This window comes from Nocardia colli, assembly GCF_008704205.1.
In the GTDB taxonomy this organism is placed as follows: Bacteria; Actinomycetota; Actinomycetes; order Mycobacteriales; family Mycobacteriaceae; genus Nocardia; species Nocardia colli.
Genome location: NZ_VXLC01000016.1, coordinates 330429 through 352652, shown reverse-complemented (window position 1 = coordinate 352652; position 22224 = coordinate 330429). Strand labels below are relative to the sequence as shown.

25 protein-coding genes are annotated in these 22224 nt (G+C 67.1%); 9 read left to right on the top strand and 16 right to left on the bottom strand.

The window, feature by feature from the left end:
* Positions 1–14: 14 nt before the first annotated feature.
* Positions 15–878 carry a helix-turn-helix domain-containing protein gene (locus F3087_RS31120; protein WP_150405628.1) on the top strand — a complete coding sequence of 288 codons (864 nt, stop codon included), beginning with the start codon at positions 15–17 and terminating at the stop codon, positions 876–878.
* Here F3087_RS31120 and F3087_RS31115 read toward each other — a convergent pair.
* Entirely contained in the window at positions 875–1699 is an 825-nt protein-coding gene (locus tag F3087_RS31115) for an ABC transporter permease (RefSeq protein ID WP_150405627.1), read from the bottom strand. The genes F3087_RS31120 and F3087_RS31115 overlap by 4 nt on opposite strands.
* Positions 1696–2511, bottom strand: a complete 816-nt coding sequence (locus F3087_RS31110) for an ABC transporter permease (RefSeq protein WP_150405683.1) — start codon at positions 2509–2511, stop codon at positions 1696–1698. Before F3087_RS31110 ends, F3087_RS31115 begins: the two co-directional genes overlap by 4 nt.
* 212 nt (positions 2512–2723) lie before the next feature.
* Here F3087_RS31110 and F3087_RS31105 point away from each other — a divergent pair, with 212 nt between their 5' ends.
* Together F3087_RS31105 and F3087_RS31100 are read left to right on the top strand one after the other, a co-directional pair.
* Complete coding sequence (locus F3087_RS31105) at positions 2724–4106, top strand: APC family permease (RefSeq protein WP_150405626.1); 1383 nt, start codon at positions 2724–2726, stop codon at positions 4104–4106.
* A 92-nt stretch (positions 4107–4198) separates the two neighbouring features.
* Positions 4199–4696, top strand: a complete 498-nt coding sequence (locus F3087_RS31100; RefSeq protein ID WP_223885474.1) for a hypothetical protein — start codon at positions 4199–4201, stop codon at positions 4694–4696.
* A gap of 1 nt (position 4697) precedes the next feature.
* On the opposite strand, the gene F3087_RS31095 is transcribed toward F3087_RS31100, so the two are convergent.
* From F3087_RS31095 to F3087_RS31075, 5 genes are all read right to left on the bottom strand, one after another.
* On the bottom strand, positions 4698–5141 hold the full coding sequence (locus tag F3087_RS31095) for a DUF4254 domain-containing protein (RefSeq protein ID WP_150405624.1): 444 nt from the start codon (positions 5139–5141) through the stop codon (positions 4698–4700).
* Positions 5142–5408: 267 nt separating this feature from the next.
* Positions 5409–6347 carry a phosphotransferase gene (locus F3087_RS31090; protein WP_150405623.1) on the bottom strand — a complete coding sequence of 313 codons (939 nt, stop codon included), beginning with the start codon at positions 6345–6347 and terminating at the stop codon, positions 5409–5411.
* A gap of 553 nt (positions 6348–6900) precedes the next feature.
* A complete protein-coding gene (locus F3087_RS31085) occupies positions 6901–7392 on the bottom strand; it encodes a hypothetical protein (protein WP_150405622.1) in 492 nt (163 codons plus the stop codon).
* A gap of 11 nt (positions 7393–7403) precedes the next feature.
* Positions 7404–8441, bottom strand: coding sequence for a DNA polymerase III subunit beta family protein (locus F3087_RS31080; RefSeq protein ID WP_150405621.1), 1038 nt, complete (start codon positions 8439–8441; stop codon positions 7404–7406).
* 42 nt (positions 8442–8483) lie between these two features.
* Positions 8484–8831: a winged helix-turn-helix transcriptional regulator gene (locus F3087_RS31075; protein WP_191094225.1), complete on the bottom strand. Its 348-nt coding sequence runs from the start codon at positions 8829–8831 to the stop codon at positions 8484–8486.
* A 71-nt stretch (positions 8832–8902) separates the two neighbouring features.
* Between F3087_RS31075 and F3087_RS31070 the strand changes: the two genes are divergently transcribed.
* Both F3087_RS31070 and F3087_RS31065 read left to right on the top strand, forming a co-directional pair.
* The gene (locus F3087_RS31070) at positions 8903–9655 is read left to right on the top strand and encodes an SDR family oxidoreductase (RefSeq protein WP_223885473.1); all 753 of its coding nucleotides are present in this window, start codon (positions 8903–8905) and stop codon (positions 9653–9655) included.
* Between the two features lie 799 nt (positions 9656–10454).
* Positions 10455–10955: a peroxynitrite isomerase gene (locus tag F3087_RS31065; protein ID WP_223885472.1), complete on the top strand. Its 501-nt coding sequence runs from the start codon at positions 10455–10457 to the stop codon at positions 10953–10955.
* A 6-nt stretch (positions 10956–10961) separates the two neighbouring features.
* On the opposite strand, the gene F3087_RS31060 is transcribed toward F3087_RS31065, so the two are convergent.
* Positions 10962–11528 (bottom strand): TetR/AcrR family transcriptional regulator, encoded by a 567-nt coding sequence (locus tag F3087_RS31060; protein WP_223885471.1) that lies wholly within the window; start codon positions 11526–11528, stop codon positions 10962–10964.
* Positions 11529–11604: 76 nt separating this feature from the next.
* On the opposite strand from F3087_RS31060, the gene F3087_RS31055 reads away from it, so the two are divergent.
* A complete protein-coding gene (locus tag F3087_RS31055) occupies positions 11605–12069 on the top strand; it encodes a cupin domain-containing protein (protein WP_150405619.1) in 465 nt (154 codons plus the stop codon).
* Positions 12070–12417: 348 nt separating this feature from the next.
* Complete coding sequence (locus F3087_RS46120; protein ID WP_191094224.1) at positions 12418–12573, top strand: hypothetical protein; 156 nt, start codon at positions 12418–12420, stop codon at positions 12571–12573.
* On the opposite strand, the gene F3087_RS31050 is transcribed toward F3087_RS46120, so the two are convergent.
* The 5 genes from F3087_RS31050 to dxr all read right to left on the bottom strand — a co-directional run bounded on the left by F3087_RS31050 (position 12567) and on the right by dxr (position 19373).
* Positions 12567–14375: a penicillin-binding transpeptidase domain-containing protein gene (locus F3087_RS31050; RefSeq protein WP_150405618.1), complete on the bottom strand. Its 1809-nt coding sequence runs from the start codon at positions 14373–14375 to the stop codon at positions 12567–12569. The two genes, F3087_RS46120 and F3087_RS31050, sit on opposite strands and share 7 nt — an antisense overlap.
* A gap of 88 nt (positions 14376–14463) precedes the next feature.
* A complete protein-coding gene (locus tag F3087_RS31045) occupies positions 14464–15330 on the bottom strand; it encodes a GNAT family N-acetyltransferase (protein WP_150405617.1) in 867 nt (288 codons plus the stop codon).
* A gap of 111 nt (positions 15331–15441) precedes the next feature.
* Complete coding sequence (gene ispG / locus F3087_RS31040; RefSeq protein ID WP_150405616.1) at positions 15442–16599, bottom strand: flavodoxin-dependent (E)-4-hydroxy-3-methylbut-2-enyl-diphosphate synthase; 1158 nt, start codon at positions 16597–16599, stop codon at positions 15442–15444.
* A 142-nt stretch (positions 16600–16741) separates the two neighbouring features.
* Positions 16742–17941 carry a M50 family metallopeptidase gene (locus F3087_RS31035; protein WP_150405615.1) on the bottom strand — a complete coding sequence of 400 codons (1200 nt, stop codon included), beginning with the start codon at positions 17939–17941 and terminating at the stop codon, positions 16742–16744.
* Positions 17942–18233: 292 nt separating this feature from the next.
* Positions 18234–19373, bottom strand: coding sequence for a 1-deoxy-D-xylulose-5-phosphate reductoisomerase (dxr, locus tag F3087_RS31030; protein WP_150405614.1), 1140 nt, complete (start codon positions 19371–19373; stop codon positions 18234–18236).
* A 120-nt stretch (positions 19374–19493) separates the two neighbouring features.
* Here dxr and F3087_RS31025 point away from each other — a divergent pair, with 120 nt between their 5' ends.
* Together F3087_RS31025 and F3087_RS31020 are read left to right on the top strand one after the other, a co-directional pair.
* Positions 19494–19763 carry a DUF2631 domain-containing protein gene (locus tag F3087_RS31025; protein WP_150405613.1) on the top strand — a complete coding sequence of 90 codons (270 nt, stop codon included), beginning with the start codon at positions 19494–19496 and terminating at the stop codon, positions 19761–19763.
* A 129-nt stretch (positions 19764–19892) separates the two neighbouring features.
* The gene (locus F3087_RS31020; protein WP_150405612.1) at positions 19893–20225 is read left to right on the top strand and encodes a hypothetical protein; all 333 of its coding nucleotides are present in this window, start codon (positions 19893–19895) and stop codon (positions 20223–20225) included.
* 36 nt (positions 20226–20261) lie between these two features.
* On the opposite strand, the gene F3087_RS31015 is transcribed toward F3087_RS31020, so the two are convergent.
* The 3 genes from F3087_RS31015 to F3087_RS31005 all read right to left on the bottom strand — a co-directional run bounded on the left by F3087_RS31015 (position 20262) and on the right by F3087_RS31005 (position 22182).
* On the bottom strand, positions 20262–20549 hold the full coding sequence (locus tag F3087_RS31015) for a hypothetical protein (protein WP_150405611.1): 288 nt from the start codon (positions 20547–20549) through the stop codon (positions 20262–20264).
* Entirely contained in the window at positions 20546–21082 is a 537-nt protein-coding gene (locus F3087_RS31010; protein ID WP_150405610.1) for an RNA polymerase sigma factor, read from the bottom strand. Before F3087_RS31010 ends, F3087_RS31015 begins: the two co-directional genes overlap by 4 nt.
* A 161-nt stretch (positions 21083–21243) precedes the next feature.
* Complete coding sequence (locus tag F3087_RS31005; protein WP_150405609.1) at positions 21244–22182, bottom strand: LysR family transcriptional regulator; 939 nt, start codon at positions 22180–22182, stop codon at positions 21244–21246.
* Between the last annotated feature and the right edge of the window lie 42 nt (positions 22183–22224).

The following is a 22224-nucleotide window of genomic DNA, read 5'->3' as shown; positions in this document are numbered from 1 at the left end:
GAAGGGATGTTGTCATGGCAGGCAAGCGCACCGTCCTGACCGTGCGATTGCGCCGGTTGGCCGCGATGTTGCACGAAATGCGTGAGCACGCCGGACTCAGCAAAGAGGAGGTGAGCGCGCAGACCGGGATCAACGTGACCACGTTGTACCGGATCGAGACGGCCCAGGCGCGGCCGCAGCGGCGCACCCTCCAGGCGATGCTCGACCTGTACGGCGTGACCGAGGAGCAGCGCGAGGACGCGATGGAGCTGCTGTCGGACGCGCTGAAGCCGGGCATGTCGCGGGCGTACGAAGGCAGCGTGTCGGAGGTGTACGCGGCGTACATCAACTTCGAGGCCGAGGCGTTGTCCGCGCGGCACTACCAGACCTCCACCATCCCAGGGCTTTTGCAGACGATGGAGTACGCGACGGCGGTGATCGACACGTCGATGCCGAAGGTCGAGGCGGCGATCATGGAGGATCGGGCGCGCGCCAGGATGGACCGGGCCGCGAATCTGACCAAGGAAGAGCCGCTCGAACTGTGGGTCGTGATGGACGAGGCGGCGATTCGGCGCACCGTCGGCGGACCAGCCGTGATGCACGGGCAGTTGGATCGGCTGCTGCAAGAAACCAAGCGCAAGAACGTGATCCTGCAAATCCTGCCGTTCGACGCGGGCGCGCATCCCGGCATGGCGGGTTCGTTCACGCTGCTGGACTTCCACGATCCGGCCGACCCGGAGCTGGTGTACGTGGAGGGCATCGCGGGTGACGAGCTGATCGAGGGACATCCCGAAATACGGCGCTTCGGCGTCATTTTCGACCAGTTGCGCGCGATGGCGCTGAGCCCGCGCGACTCCGCGGAGATGATCATGGACGCCGCTTCGCGGATGGGTCGTTAAGCCCGGCTGGCCCGGCGGTATCCGACGGCGGCCGGCACCGCGAACACCACGATCGCGCCGACCGACCAGGTCACGGTCGCCAGCAGTGGGGCGCGAACCGCCCCGCCGAGCGACAGTCCGCGCATGGCATCGATCGCGTAGGTCATCGGCTGGTGCGCGACAATCGGTTTCGCCCAAGCCGGGTACGCGGTCAGCGGCACGAAGCCGGTGCTGAAGAACATCATGATCGACGACCCGAGCGAAACCGCCTCCACCAAGGCCGTTTTCGCGCTGAACACTGCGACGGCGGTGACCAGGGTCGCGAACCCGAGCCCGTACAGCAGCGGCACCCCGAACAGCGCGATCCCGGCGAGCACTCCCTGTTCGAACCGGAACCCGAGCACCATGCCCACCGCGAACAACACCATGGTGCACAACAGAATCCGCACCCCTTCGGCCACGATCCGCGAGGCCAGTCCGGACGCGCGATGTACCGGCAGCACCCACAACCGGGCAAGCAGGCCCTGATCGCGTTCCCGGCCGAGCGTGATCGCGCCGGCCAGCGACCCCGACATCACCCCGACCAGCGCCACCATCGGCACCGACCCGTACAACGCGCTCGCCCCGGAGAAGGTCGAAATCTGCTTGCCGAGCACGGTATTCAACACGATCAGCAGTAACGCCGGAAATACCAGCGACTGCACCATCGTCAGCGGGTCACGCCACCAGCGCAATAACAGTCGCCGCGTCTGAATGACGGTCTGCGGCACCAGCAGCCGCCAGGTCTCGGTCCGGCCGTGCACCGAAGGCAGATTCGCGGCCCGATCGCCGGTCGTCGTCATTGCGACCTCCGCACGGCCACCACCACGCCCAGCGCACCGAACACCACGAGAATTCCTACCGCCCAAGCCAAGCCGGGCCCGAGTACCGGCCACCCGACGACGCCCGCATTGCCGGTCGAATCACCGACCAGCGCACGCATTCCGTACACGAACTGCGACACCGGTTGATTGCGCGCGAAACCCTGCAACCACGAAGGGAATTGACTCGCGGGCGCGAGACCCGTCGACACCAGGCCGAGGATCAACTGCGGAAAGATGAGCACCTGCGTGATCGCCTCCGGACTCCGCACGAGGCTGCCGATCAGGTCCGCGCCCACGCACAGCGCCAACGCCACCAGCACCGCGAACCCCAGGAATCCCGCTGTCTCCCAGGCGCTTCCGTAGAACCGGACGCCGATCACCCGGCCGCACAGCATCGCCACCGCCAACGAGATCACCGCGCGATACATGGCCGCGGTGATCCGGGCCGCCAGCGGCGCCGCCGCGGGCATCGGCATGGAACCGAATCGCACGGTGAGCCCGTCCTTGGCGTCGCTGGCCGCGCGGAACGCGGCCGAGGTCGCGCAGAACGCCACCGCCTGCATCACGATCATCGGCATGAGGAACTGCGCGTAACTGCTGAGCCCGTGCCCGTACACGCTCATGACCAGGTTCAACGGCACGTAGAACCCGAGGGTGAACACGGTCGGCGCGACCACCGCGGTCACCAGTTCGCCGTTGCGCCAGGACGGCCGGATCAGGCGGCAGGTCAGCACCCACCATTGGGCGACCGCCCCGGTCCGCGGGCGCGACGGCACCGTCAGCAGGCTCATCTGCACGCTCTCATCCTGCGGATATCCCCGCCGGTTTGCCGGGAACCGGCGGTTGCCCGCATGTCGTGGGCGGCTGTCCTAGGAGATACCGATACAGCGGGCGATTCGGTTCATCGGCCGGCGGATTTGCCCCGCGGATGCACGGCAGTCGACTAATTTCGGACGATTCGGGTACTTCATCCATCTGTTGCGAAACATCGGGGAGGGACCGCATGGCCGACGTCACCACACCGCGGGAAGCAGAGCCGGAGCTGAAGCGGGTGATGGGGCCGTGGCTGCTGCTGCTGTTCATCATCGGCGACATCCTCGGCTCCTCGGTCTACGCGCTCACCGGGAAGGTGGCGCACGAGGTGGGCGGCGCGGTGTGGGCGCCGTTCGTGGTGTCCTTCCTGGTCGCGCTGGTCACCGCGATGAGTTACCTGGAGCTGGTCACCAAATATCCGAATGCCGCAGGGGCCGCGCTCTATACGCACAAGGCGTTCGGCATCCAGTTCCTCACGTTCATGGTCGCGTTCGCGGTGATGTGCTCCGGGATCACCTCCGCCTCGACGGCGTCCCGGGCGTTCGCGGCCAACTTCGCCGAGGCGTTCAACCTGGATATCGGCACCGGTTTCGTGGTCACGGTGATCGCGCTGGCCTTCATGGCGGTGATCGCGGTGATCAATCTGCGCGGGGTGAGCGAGGGCGTCAAGCTGAACGTGGTGCTCACCTGCGTCGAGCTGACCGGTCTGCTGATCGTCATCGGGATCGGCTGCTGGGCGCTCGGCGCGGGCGACGGCGACTTCGGCCGGATCACCGAATTCGACACCGGCGACCGGACCGCCGTCGGCGGCGTCATCGCCGCTACCACGCTGGCGTTCTACGCGATGGTCGGTTTCGAGGACTCGGTGAACATGGCCGAGGAGTGCAAGCAGCCGAGCCGGATCTTCCCGAAGGTGCTGCTGGCCGGGCTCACCGTGACCGTCATTGTTTATGTGCTGGTGTCGATCACCGCGGTCGCGCTGGTGCCGGTGCCCGAACTCAGTCAGGGCGACACGCCGTTGCTGCAGGTGGTGCGGGTGGGTTGGCCGTCGTTCCCGACGCATGTCTTCGCCTACATCAGCATGATCGCCGTCGCGAACACCGCGCTCATCAACATGTTGATGGCCAGTCGCCTGCTCTACGGTATGGCCAAGCAAGGGGTGTTGCCGCAGGCGCTCGGGCGGGTTCATTCCGGTCGGCGCACGCCCTACATTGCGATCTTGTTCACCACGCTGCTCGCGTTGGCGCTGATCGCGTTCGTCAGCGAGGTGCCCGAACTCGGCGGCACGACGGCTCTGTTGCTGCTCGCGGTGTTCACCATCGTGAATGTCACCGTGCTGGTGTTGCGCCGGGATCGAGTGGAGCACGAGCACTTCCACACGCCGACCGCGTTACCGGTGATCGGCGCGCTGACCTGCGGGTTCCTGGTGACGCCGTGGACCGATCGCAATCCGCAGCAGTACACCATCGCGGGCATCCTGCTCGCCATCGGCGTCGTGCTGTGGGCGGTGAATCAGCTGCTGATCCGGTACCTGCACGCCGAGCCAGCCGCGGCGGAACCGCCCGCCGAATAGCGGAACCTGTTCCTGGACAGTGCACCAGCTCACGCCGGGTTCGTCCGGATCGTTGGTGACTAGTGCCGACCCTGTGAGTAATGTGTGCCGGGATGACCAGCATGGAAGCTCGTTTCGGTGACGCGACCCGAACCGTGCCCCTCCCCAATCCGTGGAACCTCACCGCCTACCTCGCCGCCGTTGCCGCGCATCGTGGCCGCTCCATCAGCCTGCACACCGCGCCCAAGGCACTGTTGAACGAGATCGGTTGTGGCGGAGGCGGTTTGTGGGTCGCGCGTAAACACGACGACCTCGTCATCTACGACGCGGGCGCGACCGATCGCAATGCCGATCACATCATCCTGCACGAGGTGGGGCACATGCTGCTCGGGCACGGCACCCAGGAGGCGGATCGCTCCGCGCCGGTGCCGCCCGCGCTGACGCTGATGCTGCCGTCGATTTCGCCGCAGTCGGTCGAGCATGTGCTCGGGCGCAGCGAATTCGGGGTCGACCGGGAGCGGGAGGCGGAGGTGTTCGCCGATATGACCATGGTCTATGCCACGTTGCCGCAGCGGAGGAGCCGGTCGTTCCGGCTGTTCGGGCGTAAGTGAGTCACCAGTGGTCGTACGGGTCGTCGGGTAATCGGCGGATGCCGTTGCGCAGGTCGTCGATGAGGTCCTGGTAGCCGTCGGCCATTTCCTCGATCTGCACCCAGGCGTCGTAGAAGACCGCCTCCGGGGCGAAGGCCAGACCGGCGAATGCCTGTGCGGTCATGCCTGCGAGCCGGTCCACCAATCTGCCGACGGTTTCGGTGTGTTCGGGGGCCGCGATCTCCGGGACCGGAGTCGCCAGCGTGACCCAGCGATCGATGGTCCGCACCAGGTGCGTGCGACGACGATCGATCTTCACCGCCTCGACGGCCGGGGTGCGTTCGCGCGCGAGGTGCAGCTGGGCCAGTTCGCCCGCCGCCTCCAGCATCGGGTGGTCCGCGTGCGGGAAGCCGCGGAAAGCGGCAAGCAGGAGGTCCTTGCCGGGCAGCCGCCGGTCATAGCCCATCGCGTTGCCCCCACCCGGCCGTGCGTTGATACGCCCCGCCCCTCGGGTGGTGACGAACCCCGCGCTGTTGCCGCAGCACAAACCGCACCTGGCACACATCGATAGCGTGAACGAGACTTCCCCCCTTCACTTCGATTTCACCCACTTCCGTTCGTCCGACACGCACTGGTCAGCCACCTCCCCGCCGGTACGCCGCCCCGAAATTCCGCTGCGGCAAACCTGGAGTGACCACACCTTAATCTGCCACTCGGAAGTAATCACCTGCGGCTATGCCCAGCGCACCCGTCGGCGCAACCAATCCCGGGCGAGCCGGGCAAATCGCGCCTGATGCGCCCGGAGATGCGGCGAACCCGGCGGCGGCGGTCGCCGGGAGTTGACTGCCCAGTACCCGGCCAGCCCGCACACGAACGAATCGATCGCCGCCGGCTCGACGTCCTCGGTGACCGGATGGCCGGCGATGATCGCCTCCGGGTCGACGCCGCACTCCTCGAAATACGGTGCGAGCAATACCAGATCGATCCAGGCCGCGCCTCGGCATGCCCAGGCCCAATCGACAATGACGACTTCACCATTCGCCCGCCGCACCATATTCCCCGGGCTCAAATCCGCGTGCAGCAACGTCTCCCCTGGCGCACTCACCGACCACCCGGTCTCCAACTCCGCCAGCCGATCCAGATTCCGGGCCGACCACTCATCCAGATCCGCGGGCGCACCGGACTCCGCGAACCCCCGCCACCCGGCGAACGCAGTCGCCAACTCCGCCTCGATCGTCGGCACATCCGGCAACGGACTCGGCGTCAACAGCTCGGCCAGTTGCCCGACAGTCCGCAGCACGTCCGCCAGCTCGCCGGGCTCCGCCAACCGCGGCCGCGTCCCCTCGACATCCTCGAATCCCGCGACGAACCAGCCCGCTACCTCCACCCCGAACCGGCATCGCGCCGCAGGCGCCACCTCCGGCAACCGCCCTGCCGCATCGGCCTCCCGCCGATACATCCGCGCCAGCTCGTCCTCTCCCCGAATGGCTTTCACAAACGCCCGCGACCCGTCGTTCAACCACAACCGAGCCGCCATCCCATGACTGAACCCACCCCGCTGCCCCTCCACCCGAACCACCGCACTGCCGAGCCGCCCCGCGATACCAGCGCGCACCGCACCCGGCAGCTGATCCCACTCGATCCGACAGGCAGTGTCCTCGTAGTCGACCATGCCCTCATCCTCAGACCTGGGCTCATACGACTCCACCGATTAATCCGGCCGTCCCAGCACTTGCGACCCGGACTTGCCGCAACTCGGCTGGGCGATGCCAGCCGACGAGGGTGAGCAATCCGCCGAACGGGACGTAGCGGAGAGCGCTCTCGCACTTGTACGCAACCAGGTCCCGCACGACGCGGCGATGGCTGCCGAGCGGGACATGACAGAGGGTGCTCTCGCATTTCCGCGCAGCCATGTCCCGCTCGTCGCGGTGCCCGCTCGGTGGAACTGCTGAGGCGGGCATCGGTGAAGCGCTGCTTGCGGGTCGGGTCGTTCCGGCGCAACCGGTCCGTCGGTCGGGCGCTCGTCAACCGCCGAGCGGGACATAGTGGAGGGTGCTCTCGCACTTGTACGCAACCATGTCCCACTCGATGAGGCCGTAGCTGCCGGGCGGGACATGGTGGAGGCTGCTCTCGCATTTCCGCGCAGCTATGTCCCGCTCGACGAGGCGGTGGCTGGCGAGTGGGACGTGGTGCGGGACATCGGCGTTGCTGTGCTGCGGTCGGTGTTACTCGCGGCCGGTTGGGGCGGAGGGGCGGGGGGTGGTGTCTTGGGTTTGGATTGCTGCTTCGATTTCGTCTACTGCGGTGCGGATCATTGTGCGGTAAGGGGATTCGGGGAGGGTGTGGAGTTTGGCTCGGGCGGCGGTCAGTTCGCGTTGGGCGGCGGTGAAGGAGCTGAGTCTGCGGTAGTTGTCGGCGAGGTTGAGGTGCAGGGACGGGTAGAAGCCTTGGACATCGAGGGTGGGCTCGAATTCCTGGGCGCGGGCGTTGGTCAGGGAGTCGGCGGCGTCCAAGGCGCGGATGTCCCAGGTGAGGGCTTCGGCGGCGTCGTCGTGGAGGTCGGCGAGATAGTGGGCGAGGGTGCAGCGGTGAAGTGGATCGCCTTGTGGGCCAAAGGAATTCCAGAGGGCGAGCAGGGACTCGCGGGCGGCGTCGGGTCGGCCTTCGTGTCCGAGGGCGACGGCGCGCGTGATCGCAGTCATGGTGTCGTCGGTCATGGCGTCGGGTCCTATCCGTTGGTCGGCTGCCGGGCCGGCATGGCCAGGGTGGTGAGGTCGCCGTCAGTAGCGGAGCGAATGACGACGGGGTGACCGGCGGCGGCGATGTCGAGCATGAGATCTGGGCCCAACGCGGTGTTTATCGCGGGGAGCAGTGTGGTGACTTCGAAGAAAAGGTCGATTCCGGAGCCGGTGACCGTGGCGGGGAGGCGACTGCCGGACACTGTCAGTCCGGTCGGGCTTACCTCGAATCGCACCGTGGGCGAGGCGCTTTCGAGGACTTGGAGCAACGGTGCGCGGGCCGTCAGCACGCGGGTCCGAACCGGCTGCAAGCCGGACAGCACCGCTCGATAGTCGGGGAACGGTTCATCGATCACTCGGCAACGCCGCTCGCTACCGTCACCGACGATCAGCAACCCCTGATCCGTTGGGGCAGCGATGATTTCGTCCAGACCGCGAAGCCATTCGATAACCGGAGCGAGTTCGCCACCGTCGACGACCAGCGACCAATCGCCGCCTTGCCGATCCCGAGACACGACGGTCCGAGTCGTGAGCCGGTAGCGATCAGTGGCAGTGAGCGTCACCGAATTCCCACTCGCCTCCAGCAGAATGCCCGCGAGAACGGGTATTTCGCGATTGCCCGCCGCCGCGACCCGCACTTGCTCGAACGCCTCCGCCAGCAGCCCGGCCGGCAACGCAACCCGGTCGTCCAGCGAAAGCGTCTGCTTGATCGACCCGGCCACGACCGCAGCCGCCGACGCCCGCCGCCTCAGCTCACCGACATGCGCATCCAGCACCTGCTCCGCCCGCCCGATATCGCCGGACAAGATCTCCGAGATCGACTCGAGTGGCACCTCGATCGCGCGCAGCCGGCGAATCATCACCGCGCGTTCCCGCTGGTCCTCGGTGTAATACCGATACCCCGTGAGCGGATCGACCCGGGCAGGCGTCAGCAACCCGCAGTCGTCGTAGAACCGCAACGCACTCGCCGTGAGCCCACTCGCTCGCGCCAGCACGCCTATCGTGATCAACCCATCGGACTCTGCCATCCGGCCATCATGAAGTCTCAGGTAGGCGGAAGGTCAACCCGCTCAGCTGTCCGGTTCGGTGAGCGACGCTTCCCACCGCCGCGACCACGCCCACACGCCTTCCAGCGCGGTGCCGAGTTCTGTTCCCGCACTGGTGAGTTCGTAGGACTTGTCCGCGTTCTTCACGATCAGCCCGGCGCCCTGCAGGTGCTGCAACCGCACCGAAAGCATGCTGGAGGAGCAGTTGTCCATCCGCCGGCGCAGCTCGAGGAACCCGAGCCGTCCGGGCGCCAGCTCCCACAGCACGCGCAGAATCCACCGCTGTCCCAGCAGTTCCATCGCGGCCAGTACCGGCGCGTTCGCCGGATCGCTCCGGCCGTTGGGCGGCTTCGCCCCGCTTGCACTTCTCATTTAGAACTACCATAGTGATTCTGATTTAGAAGCAATCCGCCGGGCCGACGGTCCGCCATCGAGAGGGAAACGTGGGTCATCCAGCCGGACAGCGAGTCGTTCTGATCACCGGTGCCTCCCGCGGCATCGGCGCCGAAACCGCGCGCATCCTCGCCGCCCGCGGCGACCACGTGATCATCAACTACCGGGAAAAGCTCAAGCGCGCCAAGACAATCGCCGACGAGATCATCGCCGCCGGCGGCAGCGCCTCGACCGCGGGCGCCGACATCGCCGACGAGACCTCCGCCCGCACCCTCATCGAAACCGCCGTCGCGCAGTTCGGCCGGCTGGACGTCCTCGTGCTCAACGCCTCCGGCGGCCTCGAACGCAATGCCGCACCCGACTACGCCATGTCGATCAACCGCGACGCCCAGACTCGCCTGGTCGAACTGGCCGTCCCACACATGCCGTCCGGCTCCCGCATTGTCTTCGTCACCAGCCACCAGGCCCACTTCCACGGCCGCAAACCCGTCCCCGCCGACTACGAGCCCATCGCCGCGAGCAAACGCGCCGGTGAAGACGCCCTGCGCGCCATGATCCCCACTCTCGCCACACGTGGAATCACCCTGCACACCGTCTCCGGCGACATGATCGACGGCACCATCATCGTCCAGCTCCTCGAACGCCGAAACCCCGCCGCCGTCTCCGCCCGCCGCGACAACGCCCCACTCCCCACCATCCCCGAATTCGCCACCGCCGTAGCCGAAGCCACCACCAGCCCCACCGAATCCGGCCACACCGTCTACATCGGCGGCCCGGACTACCTCACCGCCCCCTCGCACTGACCGCCCGAACGAGAGCTCACCGGCAGACTCCGCCCCGACCCGATCCGCAAGCAACTCCCCACCGACGTCCCACCCGACAGCCCCACTTCGCCGAGCGGGACATAGCTACGCGAAAGTACGAGAGCACCCTCGGTCATGCCCCACTCGACACCTACCGCCTCATCGAGCGGGACTTGGCCGCGTCGAAACGCGAGAACGGACTCCGTCATGTCCCGTTGGGCGAATGCTGGGCCTCGGCGGACCGGCGAAGCCCGCGGCTGTATCCGGCTCCGGTCCAGACAGTGGGGATCCGCGGCGGGCCGCCGACCGGTTTCATCGATCGGCAGTTTCTGGCGACGAGTTCTGGGCACGGGAAGCCGGTGGAAATGCTGAGTGCGGCAGCAGGATCGCGCTGCTGCGCCGGAGCTGGCGCGCCTGCCCGGGTGGTGGCGTCGGATCCTCTCCGGCGCCCGGAGGAACATCACTGCGGCGGTGAGCAGTCGCGACACGCCGTTCGTGTCGACCCGGCTGATCGCGTTTCTCCGAACCTATCGCGGGCGTGGGTGTACGGCCCAACAACTCGCTGGCGAACGTGCCTATGCCAGAGTGATAGTGGCGTGGGGAAGATCTTCGATAAATCCTGTACCAGCTACTTCGGTGCCTTCGGGTCCGCTGACTCCCCCAGTGGAAAAGCGCATACCCAAGCAAGTTCGGCGAACCAAACGCCATGCTTACCGTTTAGGCGATGCTAACCTTAGCGCCAACAGATTTCGGCGGTATACGAACACCCCGGGAACCAACAAGGTTTAGGCTGTGCGCCGTGGTCGAACCCCAACCCTCCATCGCACCCCATCCCGATATCGCCCCCTTGGCTCCACTGCTCGGCACCTGGCGCGGCGACGGGCACGGCGAATATCCGACCATCCAGTCGTTCGATTACCTGGAGGAAATCCGATTCGGCCATCTCGGCCGCCCGTTCCTCACCTATCGGCAGCGCACCCGGGCCGCCGACGGCAGTCGCCCGATGCACGCCGAAACCGGTTATCTGCGCTGCCCGAGCCCGGACCGGGTGGAATTGATCTTGGCGCACCCCACCGGAATCACCGAAATATGTGAGGGCGCATTGAATGCCGCCGACGGTGCACTGCACATGGAATTCGACTCCACCAGCATCGGCCGCTCCAGCACCGCGAAACTCGTTACTGCCCTGGGTCGCACCTTTCAATTGAAGGGCGACACCATCGATTACACGCTGCGCATGGCGGCGGTCGGCGAGCCGCTGCAACACCACCTCGCCGCCACCCTGCGCCGGGCCGACTGAAAAGCGCTATGCGCCCAGGCCGTTCATGGCCAGTTCGAGGAACCGCCGCCAATCACCGCTGCCAGTGCGGATAGTCGCGGATAAGGCACCGACCAGCATGTACACGTCGGCGACTGTCGCATCGGCCCGGATGGTGCCGGCGGCGCGACCGTCGTCGAGCAGATCACGCACGGCCGCTTCGAGTTCCACCCTCGCCTCGCCCCGCGGTTCGGTCTCCGAAGTCCCTCTCGCAGCCTCGATGGCCGCGGACAACCCGCGGTCGCTCGCCAGCACCTCGCCGACCCGCACGAGATAGACCTCCACCCCGCGCTCCGGCACCCGGCGACATTCCGTGCGCGCGTATTCGGCCAGCTCGGCAAACCGCTGCTCGGCCGCCGCCTCGACCAGCGCTCGACGCGTGGGGAAGTGCCGATACACCGTACCGACCCCGACCCCGGCCGCCTTCGCGAGTTCGGGCATCTGCACCTCGTCGCCGCGCTCGGCGAACAACGCACGCGCGGTTTCCAGCACCCGCTCCCGGTTGCGCCGGGCATCGGTACGCCCAGTTCGGTTGGGCGGCAACGGGGTTGACAATGCGACACTCCTCGGCGCTAATTGAAACGGAAGCGGATTCCGGTTCCATTATTGCATCCAGGAAGGTAGCCCGCCAATGCCCAAGGACAGATTCCTCTTCCTCGACCCCACCGAGGCCCGCCCCGGCCGGGTATCACTGCCGCCCGCGTTCGCGGTCAAGACGATGACCGCCGACACCGAGGGACGGTTTTCCCTACTCGAAGTGGTTGTCGCCCGGCCGATTCCGCGCCATATCCACGATGCGGCCGACGAGTGCATATACGTGCTGGACGGCGAACTGGGCATCGAATTCGATGACCGCAGCTATACCGCCGGAAAGGGCTGCTTCACCCTGCTCCCCCGCGGCGTGCCGCACGCCCTGCATCCGGTCTCGACCCCTCCGCCCCGCGTCCTGCAGATCTCGTCGCCCGGCGGCTGGGAGCACTACCTCGAAGACCTCTTCGAAGCCGGACCCGCGGTGCTCACCGACGGTCGCCTGGACCCCGCGAAGATCAACCCGATCGCCGCCGCCTACGACATCCGCTACGAAGTGCGGACCTAGCGCACAGTCGCACTCCGGCAAGATCGGACACCCTCCGTTCCCGCCGGGCAGGATCCGGAACATTACCTGACCGAATGGCGCGTTCCCTGGAGTTGTTTTCGTATTCGGCGAATTCCGCGAAATTACCCACCCACGCGGAGGTAGTCTCTCCGAGATTCGTCCGAAATGTGACCTGAGACACTTTCTTGCTGCACAGTGTGGTCAGCCACTCGAGCTTGTTCGGTGAATCGATCCCGGTTTACGGTTCCGAAGTCAGCAAACTTTCAGAAAACAATGTGCGGGTAATCCCTGCGCGGACCAGCTAGAACCCTTCCCCCGTCGACACCCCTGACCTGAGGGAGCCGGACAATGAAGCGTTCCACTACAATTCTGGCCAGCGTGGCCATCATCCTCGGCGGCGCCGCGACCGTCCAGATCCTCGACGGCGGCGACGCCGGCGCCGTGATCATGGACCACACCGCCTCGACCAGCAATCCGTCCGCACCGGACGACGCGGCTCAGTAACCCGGTGGCAGCGCGGCGATCATGTCGCGCGTGACCGCGACCGCGTTGTCGGAGCTGCCACCCTTGACCAATAACGTCGCAAACGCGATATCCCCGCGATAACCGACGAACCACGAGTGCGACCCACCGTCGACCTCGGCCTCACCGGTTTTCCCGTACACCTCACCCTGATCGGCGATCCGCTCGGCGGTGCCGCCGGTGACCACCCTGCGCATCATCGCCCGCAGCCCGGTGATCACCTGCGGCGCGGGGGCGGGCGCCGCCTCGTCGACCGTCGTGGCGCGCCCGGCGATCAGGTACGGAACCGGCACCGAGCCGTGCGCGACGGTGGCCGCCATCAGTGCCATGCCGAGCGGGCTGACCACCACCTTGCCCTGGCCGATGCCGTCCTCGGTACGCTGGATCAGCTCGTCCGACGGCGGCACCGAGCCGGTGAACGTCGGCAGCCCCGCCACCGTATAGCCCGGTCCCACACCGAGTTTCGCGGCGGCGTTGTGCAACGCGTCGCCCGGCAGCCGGCTCGCCACATTGGCGAACGCGGTGTTGCAGGACCGCTCGTAGGCGGTGATCATCGGCGCGTCACCGATGGTGAACAGGTTGTAGTTGGGAATCGTGCGGTCCCCGATGGTGATTCGGCTCGGGCAGGGCAGCACCGTGTCCGGCGTCGCGAGGCCGGTGGACATCGCCGCGGCCGCGGTCACCGTCTTGAACACCGAACCCGGCGGATACTGGCCGATGGTCGCGACCGGCCCGTCCCGATCGGCCGCCTTGTTCTGCGCGATGGCCAGGATCGCGCCGGTCGACGGGCGCAGCGCCACCATCATCGTCTGCTCTTCGCGCAGGTCGACGGCGCGTTGCGCGGCGTTCTGCACGTTGCGATCCACGCTGAGCGAGAACGACGGGGCCGGCTGCGACGGCACCTCGGTGAGCACGTCGGTGTCGGCGCCGTTCGCGTTCATGGTGACCACGCTCCAGCCCGCCTTGCCGTCCACCTCGGCGATCACCGTCTTGCGGATCTGCGCGAGCAGGTCCGGCGCGAACGCGCGATCGGTGGGCACCAGGTCCCACTCCGAAGTGACCACGACCCCGGGCAGGCCGATGACATCGGTACTCACCTGGTCGAATTCGCTCTCGTTGAGCATCGCGACGGTGTACGCGCCCTTGGCGGCCAGCGCCGCGTCCCGGACGGATTCGGGGGTCAACTCCGGATCGAACGGGCTCAGCGCAGCCGACAGCGAGGTGGCGACCGCGCCGGGGTCGGCGGCATCGGTCGCGGTGAACGCGACCCGGGACACCTTGCCCGGCACCAGCACATCGCTGCCGGCCTGCTCGTTCACTCGCGCACGGGGCGCCGGGTTGGCGCGCAACGACATCGTCTGGGTGTCGCCGAGCTTGGGGTGGATGTTCGACGAGGTCCAGCGCACCTTCCAGCGACCGCCGCTGCGACCCATCTGCAACTGCCCGGTGTAGCGCCAGGTCCGGTCCTTGGGCAGCTGCCACTCGTAGGTGTAGTCGACGGTCGCGGTGTCGCCGGAGACCCTGGCCGAGCCGGTACTCGCTTTCAGCTTTTCCGCCTGCAAGTGGTCCCAGGCGGAATTCAGTGCGGCACTGGCCTTTTCGGGTTGATTGGTGAAGCTCGCGGCGGCCGTCAGGTCGTGCTTCGCGAATGCCTCGACGAAGTCGTCGGCGGCAGGCACCGGCCCCTGCGGACCGCGTGCGCAACCGGCCGCGGGCACGGCGAGCAGCGCGACAGCCAGCGTGACGATGAGCGGTTTCCGCAGCGATTCAATCCTGGTCGACATCGGCACCGATGGTAATAGCCAATGTTGAGCAAACCTCCGCGCCGCTCCGTGTTGCATTCCACTGAAACAGCTTTCAGCCTGACCGGAGTCAGTCGAGCAGGATGGTGGAGAAGGTGGCGATCTGCCGGAAGCCGACCCGGCTGTAGGCGCGGCGCGCGACTTCGTTGTAGTCGTTCACGTACAGGCTCGCGGTGCGCCCGGAGGCGACCACCGCGTTGGCGATGGCGGCCGTGCCCGCGGTGCCGAGCCCGGTACCACGGTGTTCGGGATGCACCCAGACGCCCTGGATCTGGCCGGTGCGCCGGGACAACGACCCGACCTCGGCCTTGAACACGACCTCGCCGTCCTCGAAACGTGCCCAGGCACGGCCGGATTCGATCAGGCTCTGAATGCGGCGACGGTAGCCGCGGCCACCGTCGCCCGCGCGCGGATCCACGCCGACTTCCTCGATGAACATGGCGATCGCGGCGCTGAGGTAGCGGTCGAGTTCGTCCGGGCGCACGCGGCGGACATGCGGATCGGGCGTGGCCAGCGGCGGTTGCGCGAGCGCGAGCAGCGGCTGTTCGCCGCGCAGTTCCCGCTCCGGACCCCAGTGGCCGGACAGCATCTCCCACAGCGGTAACGCCAGCTCACGGCGTCCCACCACCGACGACGCGATCCGCGGCCACCGTAGCGCCCGGTCCGCGAACGCCCGCAGCGCGTCGTGATCGCCACGCAACGGAACCAGGTTCGCGCCGGAGAAACACAGCGACTCCGCGGGACCGCCGCGGCTCCACAGCTCACCCTGCCCACAGCGCGAGCTGTCCAAGCCGAATTCCTGCAGCCGGGCGGCGACCATGCACGAGGCCACCGGATCGGCATCCAGCACTCGGAGGACCTGTCCCAGGTCCCGGTTCGCGAGCTGACGCGCGGGAACGTACTTCGCCCTACGCGTCGGCTCCAGCAGACTCCGCACGTTGCTAGCCTGCCACGAAAATCGACGATGTGGTACGGCTATGCCGAACGCAACAGTTCGTGATGTGTTCACCTGAACCAGGCGAAGTCCGGCTACCCACCGGCGGCGGCGTCAGCCGACCGTGACGACCGGCTCACCGGCGCCCGCGTCCACGCCCATTTGCTCGGCGATGCGCAGCGCCTCTTCGATCAGGGTCTCCACGATCATCGCCTCCGGCACGGTCTTGATGACCTCGCCCTTGACGAAAATCTGTCCCTTACCGTTACCGGACGCGACGCCCAGATCCGCCTCACGCGCCTCGCCGGGCCCGTTCACCACGCAGCCCATCACGGCGACCCGCAACGGCACCTCCATGCCCTCCAAACCGGCACTGACCGCGTTCGCGAGGCTGTACACGTCCACCTGGGCGCGACCACACGACGGGCAGGACACGATCTCGAGCTTGCGCGGGCGCAGGTTCAGCGATTGCAGGATCTGATCGCCGACCTTGATCTCCTCGGCCGGCGGCGCGGACAGCGAGACCCGGATGGTGTCGCCGATGCCCTCGGACAGCAGCGCGCCGAAGGCCACCGCGGACTTGATCGTGCCCTGGAACGCCGGACCGGCCTCGGTCACGCCGAGATGCAGCGGATAGTCGCTGCGCGCGGCCAGCTGCCGGTAGGCCTCCACCATGATCACCGGGTCGTTGTGCTTGACCGAGATCTTGATGTCGCCGAACCCGTGGTCCTCGAACAGGCTCGCCTCCCAGAGCGCGGACTCGACCAGCGCCTCCGGGGTGGCCTTGCCGTACTTCTCCAGCATCCGCTTGTCCAGCGAACCGGCGTTGACGCCGATCCGGATCGGGATGCCCGCGGCGGCCGCCGCCTTCGCGACCTCGCCGACCCGGCCGTCGAATTCCTTGATGTTGCCCGGGTTCACCCGCACCGCGGCACAACCGGCATCGATGGCCGCGAAGATGTAGCGGGGCTGGAAGTGGATGTCGGCGATGACCGGGATCTGGCTCTTGCGCGCGATCGTCGCCAGCGCGTCCGCGTCTTCCTGACGCGGGCACGCCACCCGGACGATGTCGCAGCCGGAAGCGGTGAGCTCGGCGATCTGCTGCAGCGTGGCGTTGATGTCGTGAGTCTTGGTGGTGGTCATCGACTGCACGGAGATCGGATGATCACTTCCGACCCCGACATTGCCCACCTTCAACTGGCGGGTCTTGCGTCGAGGAGCGAGAACGGCCGCAGGAGCGGCGGGCATCCCCAATCCGATTGTGCTGGTCACTTTCGGCTGCCTACTTTCGTACGTACATTGTGGGCCGTTCGCTTTCCGAGCTTAGTCGCGCACGCCGAACCCACCCTGTGACGCCCACGACAAACGTGCTGTCCCCCAAGTGCCGGCGACAGGGTACCGCGTCCGTGCGAAATCAGAACAACTTGATCGGATTGACGATGTCGGCGACCAAGGTGAGCACCATGTAGGCGCCGCCGATCACCACCGCGACATAGGTCAGCGGCAGCAGTTTCAGATAGTCCACCGGGCCGCCGGGGGCCAGGCCCTTCCAGCCGCGGATGGTGTTGCGGACCTTCTCGTACAGCACCACCGCCATGTGCCCGCCGTCCAGCGGCAGCAGCGGCAGGATGTTGAACGCGCCGAGGAAGAAGTTCAGGCTGGCCAGGACCAGGATGAATACGCCCCACAGCCCGCGTTCGGCGGTCTCGCCGCCGATCTTGCTCGCGCCGTAGACGCTGACCGGGGTTTCCGGGTCGCGCTCGCCGCCGGTCACCGCGGACCACAGCGCGGTCACCTTCTGCGGCAGCTGGGCCAGCGATTGGAAGGTGCGCACGAACATGTCGCCGGTGAACGAGGCCGATGCCGGGATGGCGCTCAGCACGTTGTATTTTACCGGCCCATAGATGTCCGGGCTGACTCCGACCGCACCGACCTCGCGACCGGCGCCGCCGCCCTCGGGATAACGCATGACACGCTCTGGGGTGACCGGGATGGTGATGGTCTTGCCGTCGCGCTCGACGGTGTAGGTGAACGGGCCGTTCTGCTTCTGGGTTTCGACCTGGAAGTCCTTCCAGGTCGCCACCTTCACGTCGTTGACCGACTTGACGATGTCGCCGCGTTGCAGACCCGCGCGCTGCGCCGGACCCGGGCCCGAGCACGGCTGGATGCTGCCATCCGGATTCTGCTGCGACGCACAGCTCATGTTGCCGAGCGCGGTGGCCGGCGGCTGGTCGAACCGGGGCAGGCCCCAGCCGATGGCCAGGAAGACCACCAGGATGAAACCGAGCAGGAAGTTCATCGCGATGCCGCCGGACATCACGACCATCCGCTTCCAGGTTTCCTGGCGGTACATCGCGCGGTCGATTTCTTCCGGCGCGAGCTCGTCCAGGGCGGTCATGCCCGCGATGTCGCAGAACCCGCCGAGCGGGAGCGCCTTGAGGCCGTACTCGGTCTCACCGCGCCGGAACGAGAACACCTTCGGCCCGAAACCGATGAAGTACCGCCGCACCTTCATGCCGGTGGCCTGGGCGGTCCACATGTGCCCGCATTCGTGCAGCGCGATCGAAATCGTGATGCCTAGCGCGAACAGCACGAACCCCAACGCGTAGACCATGTGTTTAGCAGCCCTCCTGCATAGCGCAGCTCGCCTCGATGAAGTGCGACCGCCGGATCGGCCGCCCACAAACCTGGCCCGCACATCCCGTCACGGCCGCGAGCACCCCGACCACAGTAACCGGACACCGCGCGGCACTACGTGTTCAGTGTGCCAGGTGGTGGTCGCCAGGCGAGTCCGGCGCTTTCCCGGTGCCGGGAGCGGACCATATGCCCGGCTCACCACATCGCGCGGCGCATGGCGGCGGCTCTCGCGTTATGCCGCCGTGCCCTGCGCCGCTCGACGAGGTCGTTCAGGCGTGCACGCGGGATCGGGCGAAATCGCGGGCCCAGGAGTCGGCGGCCAATACTTCTTCGAGCGAATCCGGTTCGGTGCGCCACTGGTCGGCGGCCTCGATCGCGGCGGCCACCGTGCGGACGATGTCGGGGAAGCGGATGGCGCCGTCCAGGAAGGCTTGCACCGCAACCTCATTGGCGGCGTTGTAGACGGCGGTGACGCTGCCGCCCGCTTCGCCGGCCCGGCGGGCCAGCTCGATCGCCGGGAAGACCTCGTTGTCGACCGGCTCGAAGGTCCAGGTGGCGGCGGTGCCGAAGTCGCAGGCCAGGGCCGCGCCGGGGACCCGATCGGGCCAGCCCAGGGCCAGTGCGATGGGCAGTTTCATGTCCGGCGGGCTGGCCTGGGCGAGGGTGGAGCCGTCGGTGAAGGTGACCATCGAGTGCACGATCGACTGCGGGTGCACGGTGACGTCGATGCGGTCGTAGGGAATGCCGAACAGCAGGTGCGTCTCGATCAGCTCCAGGCCCTTGTTCACCAGCGAGGCCGAGTTCAGCGTGTTCATCGGGCCCATGGACCAGGTCGGATGGGTCTTGGCCTCAGCGGGATTCACCGATTCCAGCATCTCGGCGGTCCAGCCGCGGAACGGGCCGCCGGACGCGGTGAGCACCAGCCGGTCCACCTCCTCGGCGCGACCGCCGCGCAGGCACTGGGCCAGCGCCGAATGCTCGGAATCGACCGGGACGATCTGGCCGGGCGCGGCGGCGCGAGTCACCAAAGAACCACCCGCGACCAGCGATTCCTTGTTCGCCAGCGCGAGCCGGGTACCCGATTGCAGGGTGGCCAGGGTCGGTTCCAGGCCGAGCGAGCCGACCAGCGCGTTCAGCACGACATCAGCCTCGGTGCGGCGCACGAGTTCGGTCGCCGCGTCCGGGCCGGCCAGCGGAATGTCGAGCTGCTGGGCCGCTTTCGGATCGGCGACCGCGACATTGCGCGTCCCGGTGGCCGCGATCTGCGCGGCGAGTAGCTCGGTATTGCCGCCGCGCGCGGCCAGGCCGACCACCTCGAACCGGTCGGGGTTGGCGGCGATCACCTCGAGCGCTTGGGTACCGATGGATCCGGTACTGCCGAGGAGCAGGACTCTCACGATGTCGGACACAGGTTCATTGTGGCGCACAAGAAAGTACGAAGAACCGGCGTGGCCCGACTTACAACGACGCACCGTCGTATGTCACGATATCGAGCAGCAGTCCATCCCGAACCAGCTAAGGAGCGAATCGTGGCCGCCACGGAACTCGAACCCGCCAGCACCGAGCGCGGCATCGTCACTCACGTGGACACCGCCGAGGTTCCCTCCGCCGCATGGGGATGGAGCGGCGAGTCGCCCCGCACCTTCCGCATCGCCGGCTGGATCGTCGCATTGGTCCTGGTTGCGATGGTGATCGGCAACCACAAGGGCCACGTCGAGGACATCTACCTCATCGGTTTCGCCGCCGCCATCGTCGGCATCCTGGTCCGGGACTCGTTCCTGCGCCGCAAGCCACGCTAGCCGACCTGGGCGGAATGCCCTGATAGGTATTGGCTTTCGCTGGGCGAGTACGGCCAAGTACGGTGTGCGTCGAGAGGTCCGCGACTCGGTTGAGTCGCGGACCTTCGCTGACCAGATCGTGAGGACGCTATGCCCAAGATTTTCGCCGCCGCGCTGCTGACCGCCAGTGCCGTCGGTTCGTTGATACTGCTGCCCGCCGCCACGGCGCACGCTCAGTCCGAGACCTGCGCCCGCGCCGTCGACGCGATCAACAAGGCGGTCGCCGGATCCCCCAACGGCATTCTGGAAGACCCGGTCGCTCAGGCATTGCACGTGACCCTGCTGTCCATCGCCGCGAGCGGTGGCGAGCGGGCCGAGAAGGACGTCATCATCGGGTACGCCAACGCGCTGGCCGACGACAACATCACCGACTTGGACCCGGCCACCAACGAACTCAACCGCGTATGCGGGGCCAATAGCTGAGTTTCGCCCCCTGTCGAGCGGGACATCACTGCGGGCTTACTCGTGTTTTGCCGCAGTCGTCTCCCGCTCGACGGGCCGGATCAGTTCGCACTGCCCGTTTGTGCAGGAACGCTGCAGCCGGCCCCTCGATATCGTTTGCAGCAATCCGATCGCCCAGCAGGTGGGGCAGCCGCGGAGTGCGACGAAGCCGAGCGGAGCGAGCAGCAGACTCGCCGCTCCTGCCCACGGCAGCAGTGCGAACGCGCCGATCAGGGCGCCGAATCCGACAACGCCGCGGATCAGATGTCGCGGTACCGAACTGCTCGCGAAGGTCTGTTCGTTCATTCGCGACCGTCCCAGCCGTCGCGCAACGAGCACTGCACGGCCGAACGAGCCCGGTGCAGCCGCGATTTCATCGCCGCCGTGCTGAGACCGAGCCGCTCGGCCACTATTCGCCCGCCGAGGCCCTGGATATCTCGCATAATCAGGACCTGTCGCTGATCCAGCGGCAAGGCCGCGATGGCCGACGCCACCCGCTCGGCCTCCAACCGACGCATCGCCTCGTCCTCCGCCGATACCGTCGAGACGTCCGGTATCGGCTCACCTCGGCGCGCCAATTGCCTTACCTGGCGCAGGCATTCGTTGCGGACGATCCGAAACATCCACGAGGCCAACGCTCCTGACGCCCGCAGCGTGCCGATCTTGCGATACAAGATGATCAGCGCCTCCTGCGCCGCGTCTTCCGCGTCTTCGGCAGTGGCACACAGTGAGAACGCGAACCGCCTGATGTGCGGATGCGTCCCCGACACCAGCGCGGTGAGCGACTCCACATCGCCCGCGCGCGCCGCCGCCACCAACTGCTCGTCGGGCCAGCTCATTTCGAACTCCGGCGACGCAGCACGGCAATGCTGCATGCACAAACAAGCAGTACGGCAACAACAATCGCGGTAATGATCACGACAACCTCCCGAGTTCCGGCCGACGTCGTCGCCGGCACGGACATGAGAGGGGCAGACACGGCAAAAGGATTCACCCAGGGCTAGCGGCCTCGGCGCTTCGCCGGCTTCTTCTTCGCGGCCGTATTCCGTGCCGGGTTCGGTCGGCCGGTCCGCTTCACCGGTGACTTCTTCTGCGGCTCAGGGCTTTTGGCGCGGGCGGACGGCGAACGAGAACTGCGTTCGGACCGTCCGCGGACCACGCCCACGAAATCCTCGACCAGATCGCTGGTCCGATCCGTCGGCCAGGCCAAGGCGATCTCCGTGTCGGCGACATCGGTCACCGTCCGGTACACCAGGTCGCGCCGGGCATGCAGCCGGGCGATCGAGTGCGGGACCACCGCGACACCCACGCCGGCCGCGACCAGCTCGATGGCGCCCTCGACCGCATCGATATCGGACGCGTCCTGCATCCGCTCGTCCGCCAGGTCCGCCATGCTGACCTGCTCGAACACCGAGATCGGATGATCCTTCGGCACCACCACCACCGGCAGCTCCCGATACAGCGGAATCGCGCTCATCCCGTCCCGATCGATCGGCAGCCGGACGAAGCACAGCTCGACCCGCCCCTCGCGCAGCGCCACTTCCTGCTCGCCCATCGGCACCCCCACCACCTCTAGCGGCGTATCCGGAAAACGTTCACTCCAGATCCGCGTCCACTTCGACACCGTCACCCCCGGCACGAACCCCACCCGCAATGCCGCAGGGCCGTCCGGTCGCTCCTCGACCGCTGCCGCCGCTGCCCGCGCGATCAACTCCCGCGCCTCCCCCAGCAACGCCTCGCCGTCCGCGGTCAACTGGGTCGGCTGCGCCCCCGGCACGAACAGCTTCGTCCCCAGCTCCCCCTCCAGATCGATCACCGTCTGGCTCAACCGCTGCCGCGAAATATTCAATCCCTTCGCCGCCCGCGCGAAATGCAACTCCTCGGCAACCGCGACAAACCACCGCAGGTGCGCGACATCGATCGACTCGAACCGGCTCATGCCAGGAACCATATCGTCACCGGATACGCTGTTTCAGTGAGC

Coding starts and splice junctions, on each gene's coding strand:
- F3087_RS31055 (WP_150405619.1), top strand. CDS start 11,605: ATGCCCAAGGACAGATTCCTCTTCCTCGACCCCACCGAGGCCCGCCCC.
- F3087_RS31080 (WP_150405621.1), bottom strand. CDS start 8,441: ATGGCAGAGTCCGATGGGTTGATCACGATAGGCGTGCTGGCGCGAGCG.
- F3087_RS31110 (WP_150405683.1), bottom strand. CDS start 2,511: ATGAGCCTGCTGACGGTGCCGTCGCGCCCGCGGACCGGGGCGGTCGCC.
- F3087_RS31075 (WP_191094225.1), bottom strand. CDS start 8,831: ATGAGAAGTGCAAGCGGGGCGAAGCCGCCCAACGGCCGGAGCGATCCG.
- F3087_RS31020 (WP_150405612.1), top strand. CDS start 19,893: ATGCCCAAGATTTTCGCCGCCGCGCTGCTGACCGCCAGTGCCGTCGGT.
- F3087_RS31090 (WP_150405623.1), bottom strand. CDS start 6,347: ATGGTCGACTACGAGGACACTGCCTGTCGGATCGAGTGGGATCAGCTG.
- F3087_RS31095 (WP_150405624.1), bottom strand. CDS start 5,141: ATGGGCTATGACCGGCGGCTGCCCGGCAAGGACCTCCTGCTTGCCGCT.
- F3087_RS31120 (WP_150405628.1), top strand. CDS start 15: ATGGCAGGCAAGCGCACCGTCCTGACCGTGCGATTGCGCCGGTTGGCC.
- F3087_RS31015 (WP_150405611.1), bottom strand. CDS start 20,549: ATGAACGAACAGACCTTCGCGAGCAGTTCGGTACCGCGACATCTGATC.
- F3087_RS31115 (WP_150405627.1), bottom strand. CDS start 1,699: ATGACGACGACCGGCGATCGGGCCGCGAATCTGCCTTCGGTGCACGGC.
- F3087_RS31100 (WP_223885474.1), top strand. CDS start 4,199: ATGACCAGCATGGAAGCTCGTTTCGGTGACGCGACCCGAACCGTGCCC.
- F3087_RS31005 (WP_150405609.1), bottom strand. CDS start 22,182: ATGAGCCGGTTCGAGTCGATCGATGTCGCGCACCTGCGGTGGTTTGTC.
- F3087_RS31105 (WP_150405626.1), top strand. CDS start 2,724: ATGGCCGACGTCACCACACCGCGGGAAGCAGAGCCGGAGCTGAAGCGG.
- F3087_RS31010 (WP_150405610.1), bottom strand. CDS start 21,082: ATGAGCTGGCCCGACGAGCAGTTGGTGGCGGCGGCGCGCGCGGGCGAT.
- F3087_RS31085 (WP_150405622.1), bottom strand. CDS start 7,392: ATGACCGACGACACCATGACTGCGATCACGCGCGCCGTCGCCCTCGGA.
- F3087_RS31035 (WP_150405615.1), bottom strand. CDS start 17,941: ATGGTCTACGCGTTGGGGTTCGTGCTGTTCGCGCTAGGCATCACGATT.
- F3087_RS31050 (WP_150405618.1), bottom strand. CDS start 14,375: ATGTCGACCAGGATTGAATCGCTGCGGAAACCGCTCATCGTCACGCTG.
- F3087_RS46120 (WP_191094224.1), top strand. CDS start 12,418: ATGAAGCGTTCCACTACAATTCTGGCCAGCGTGGCCATCATCCTCGGC.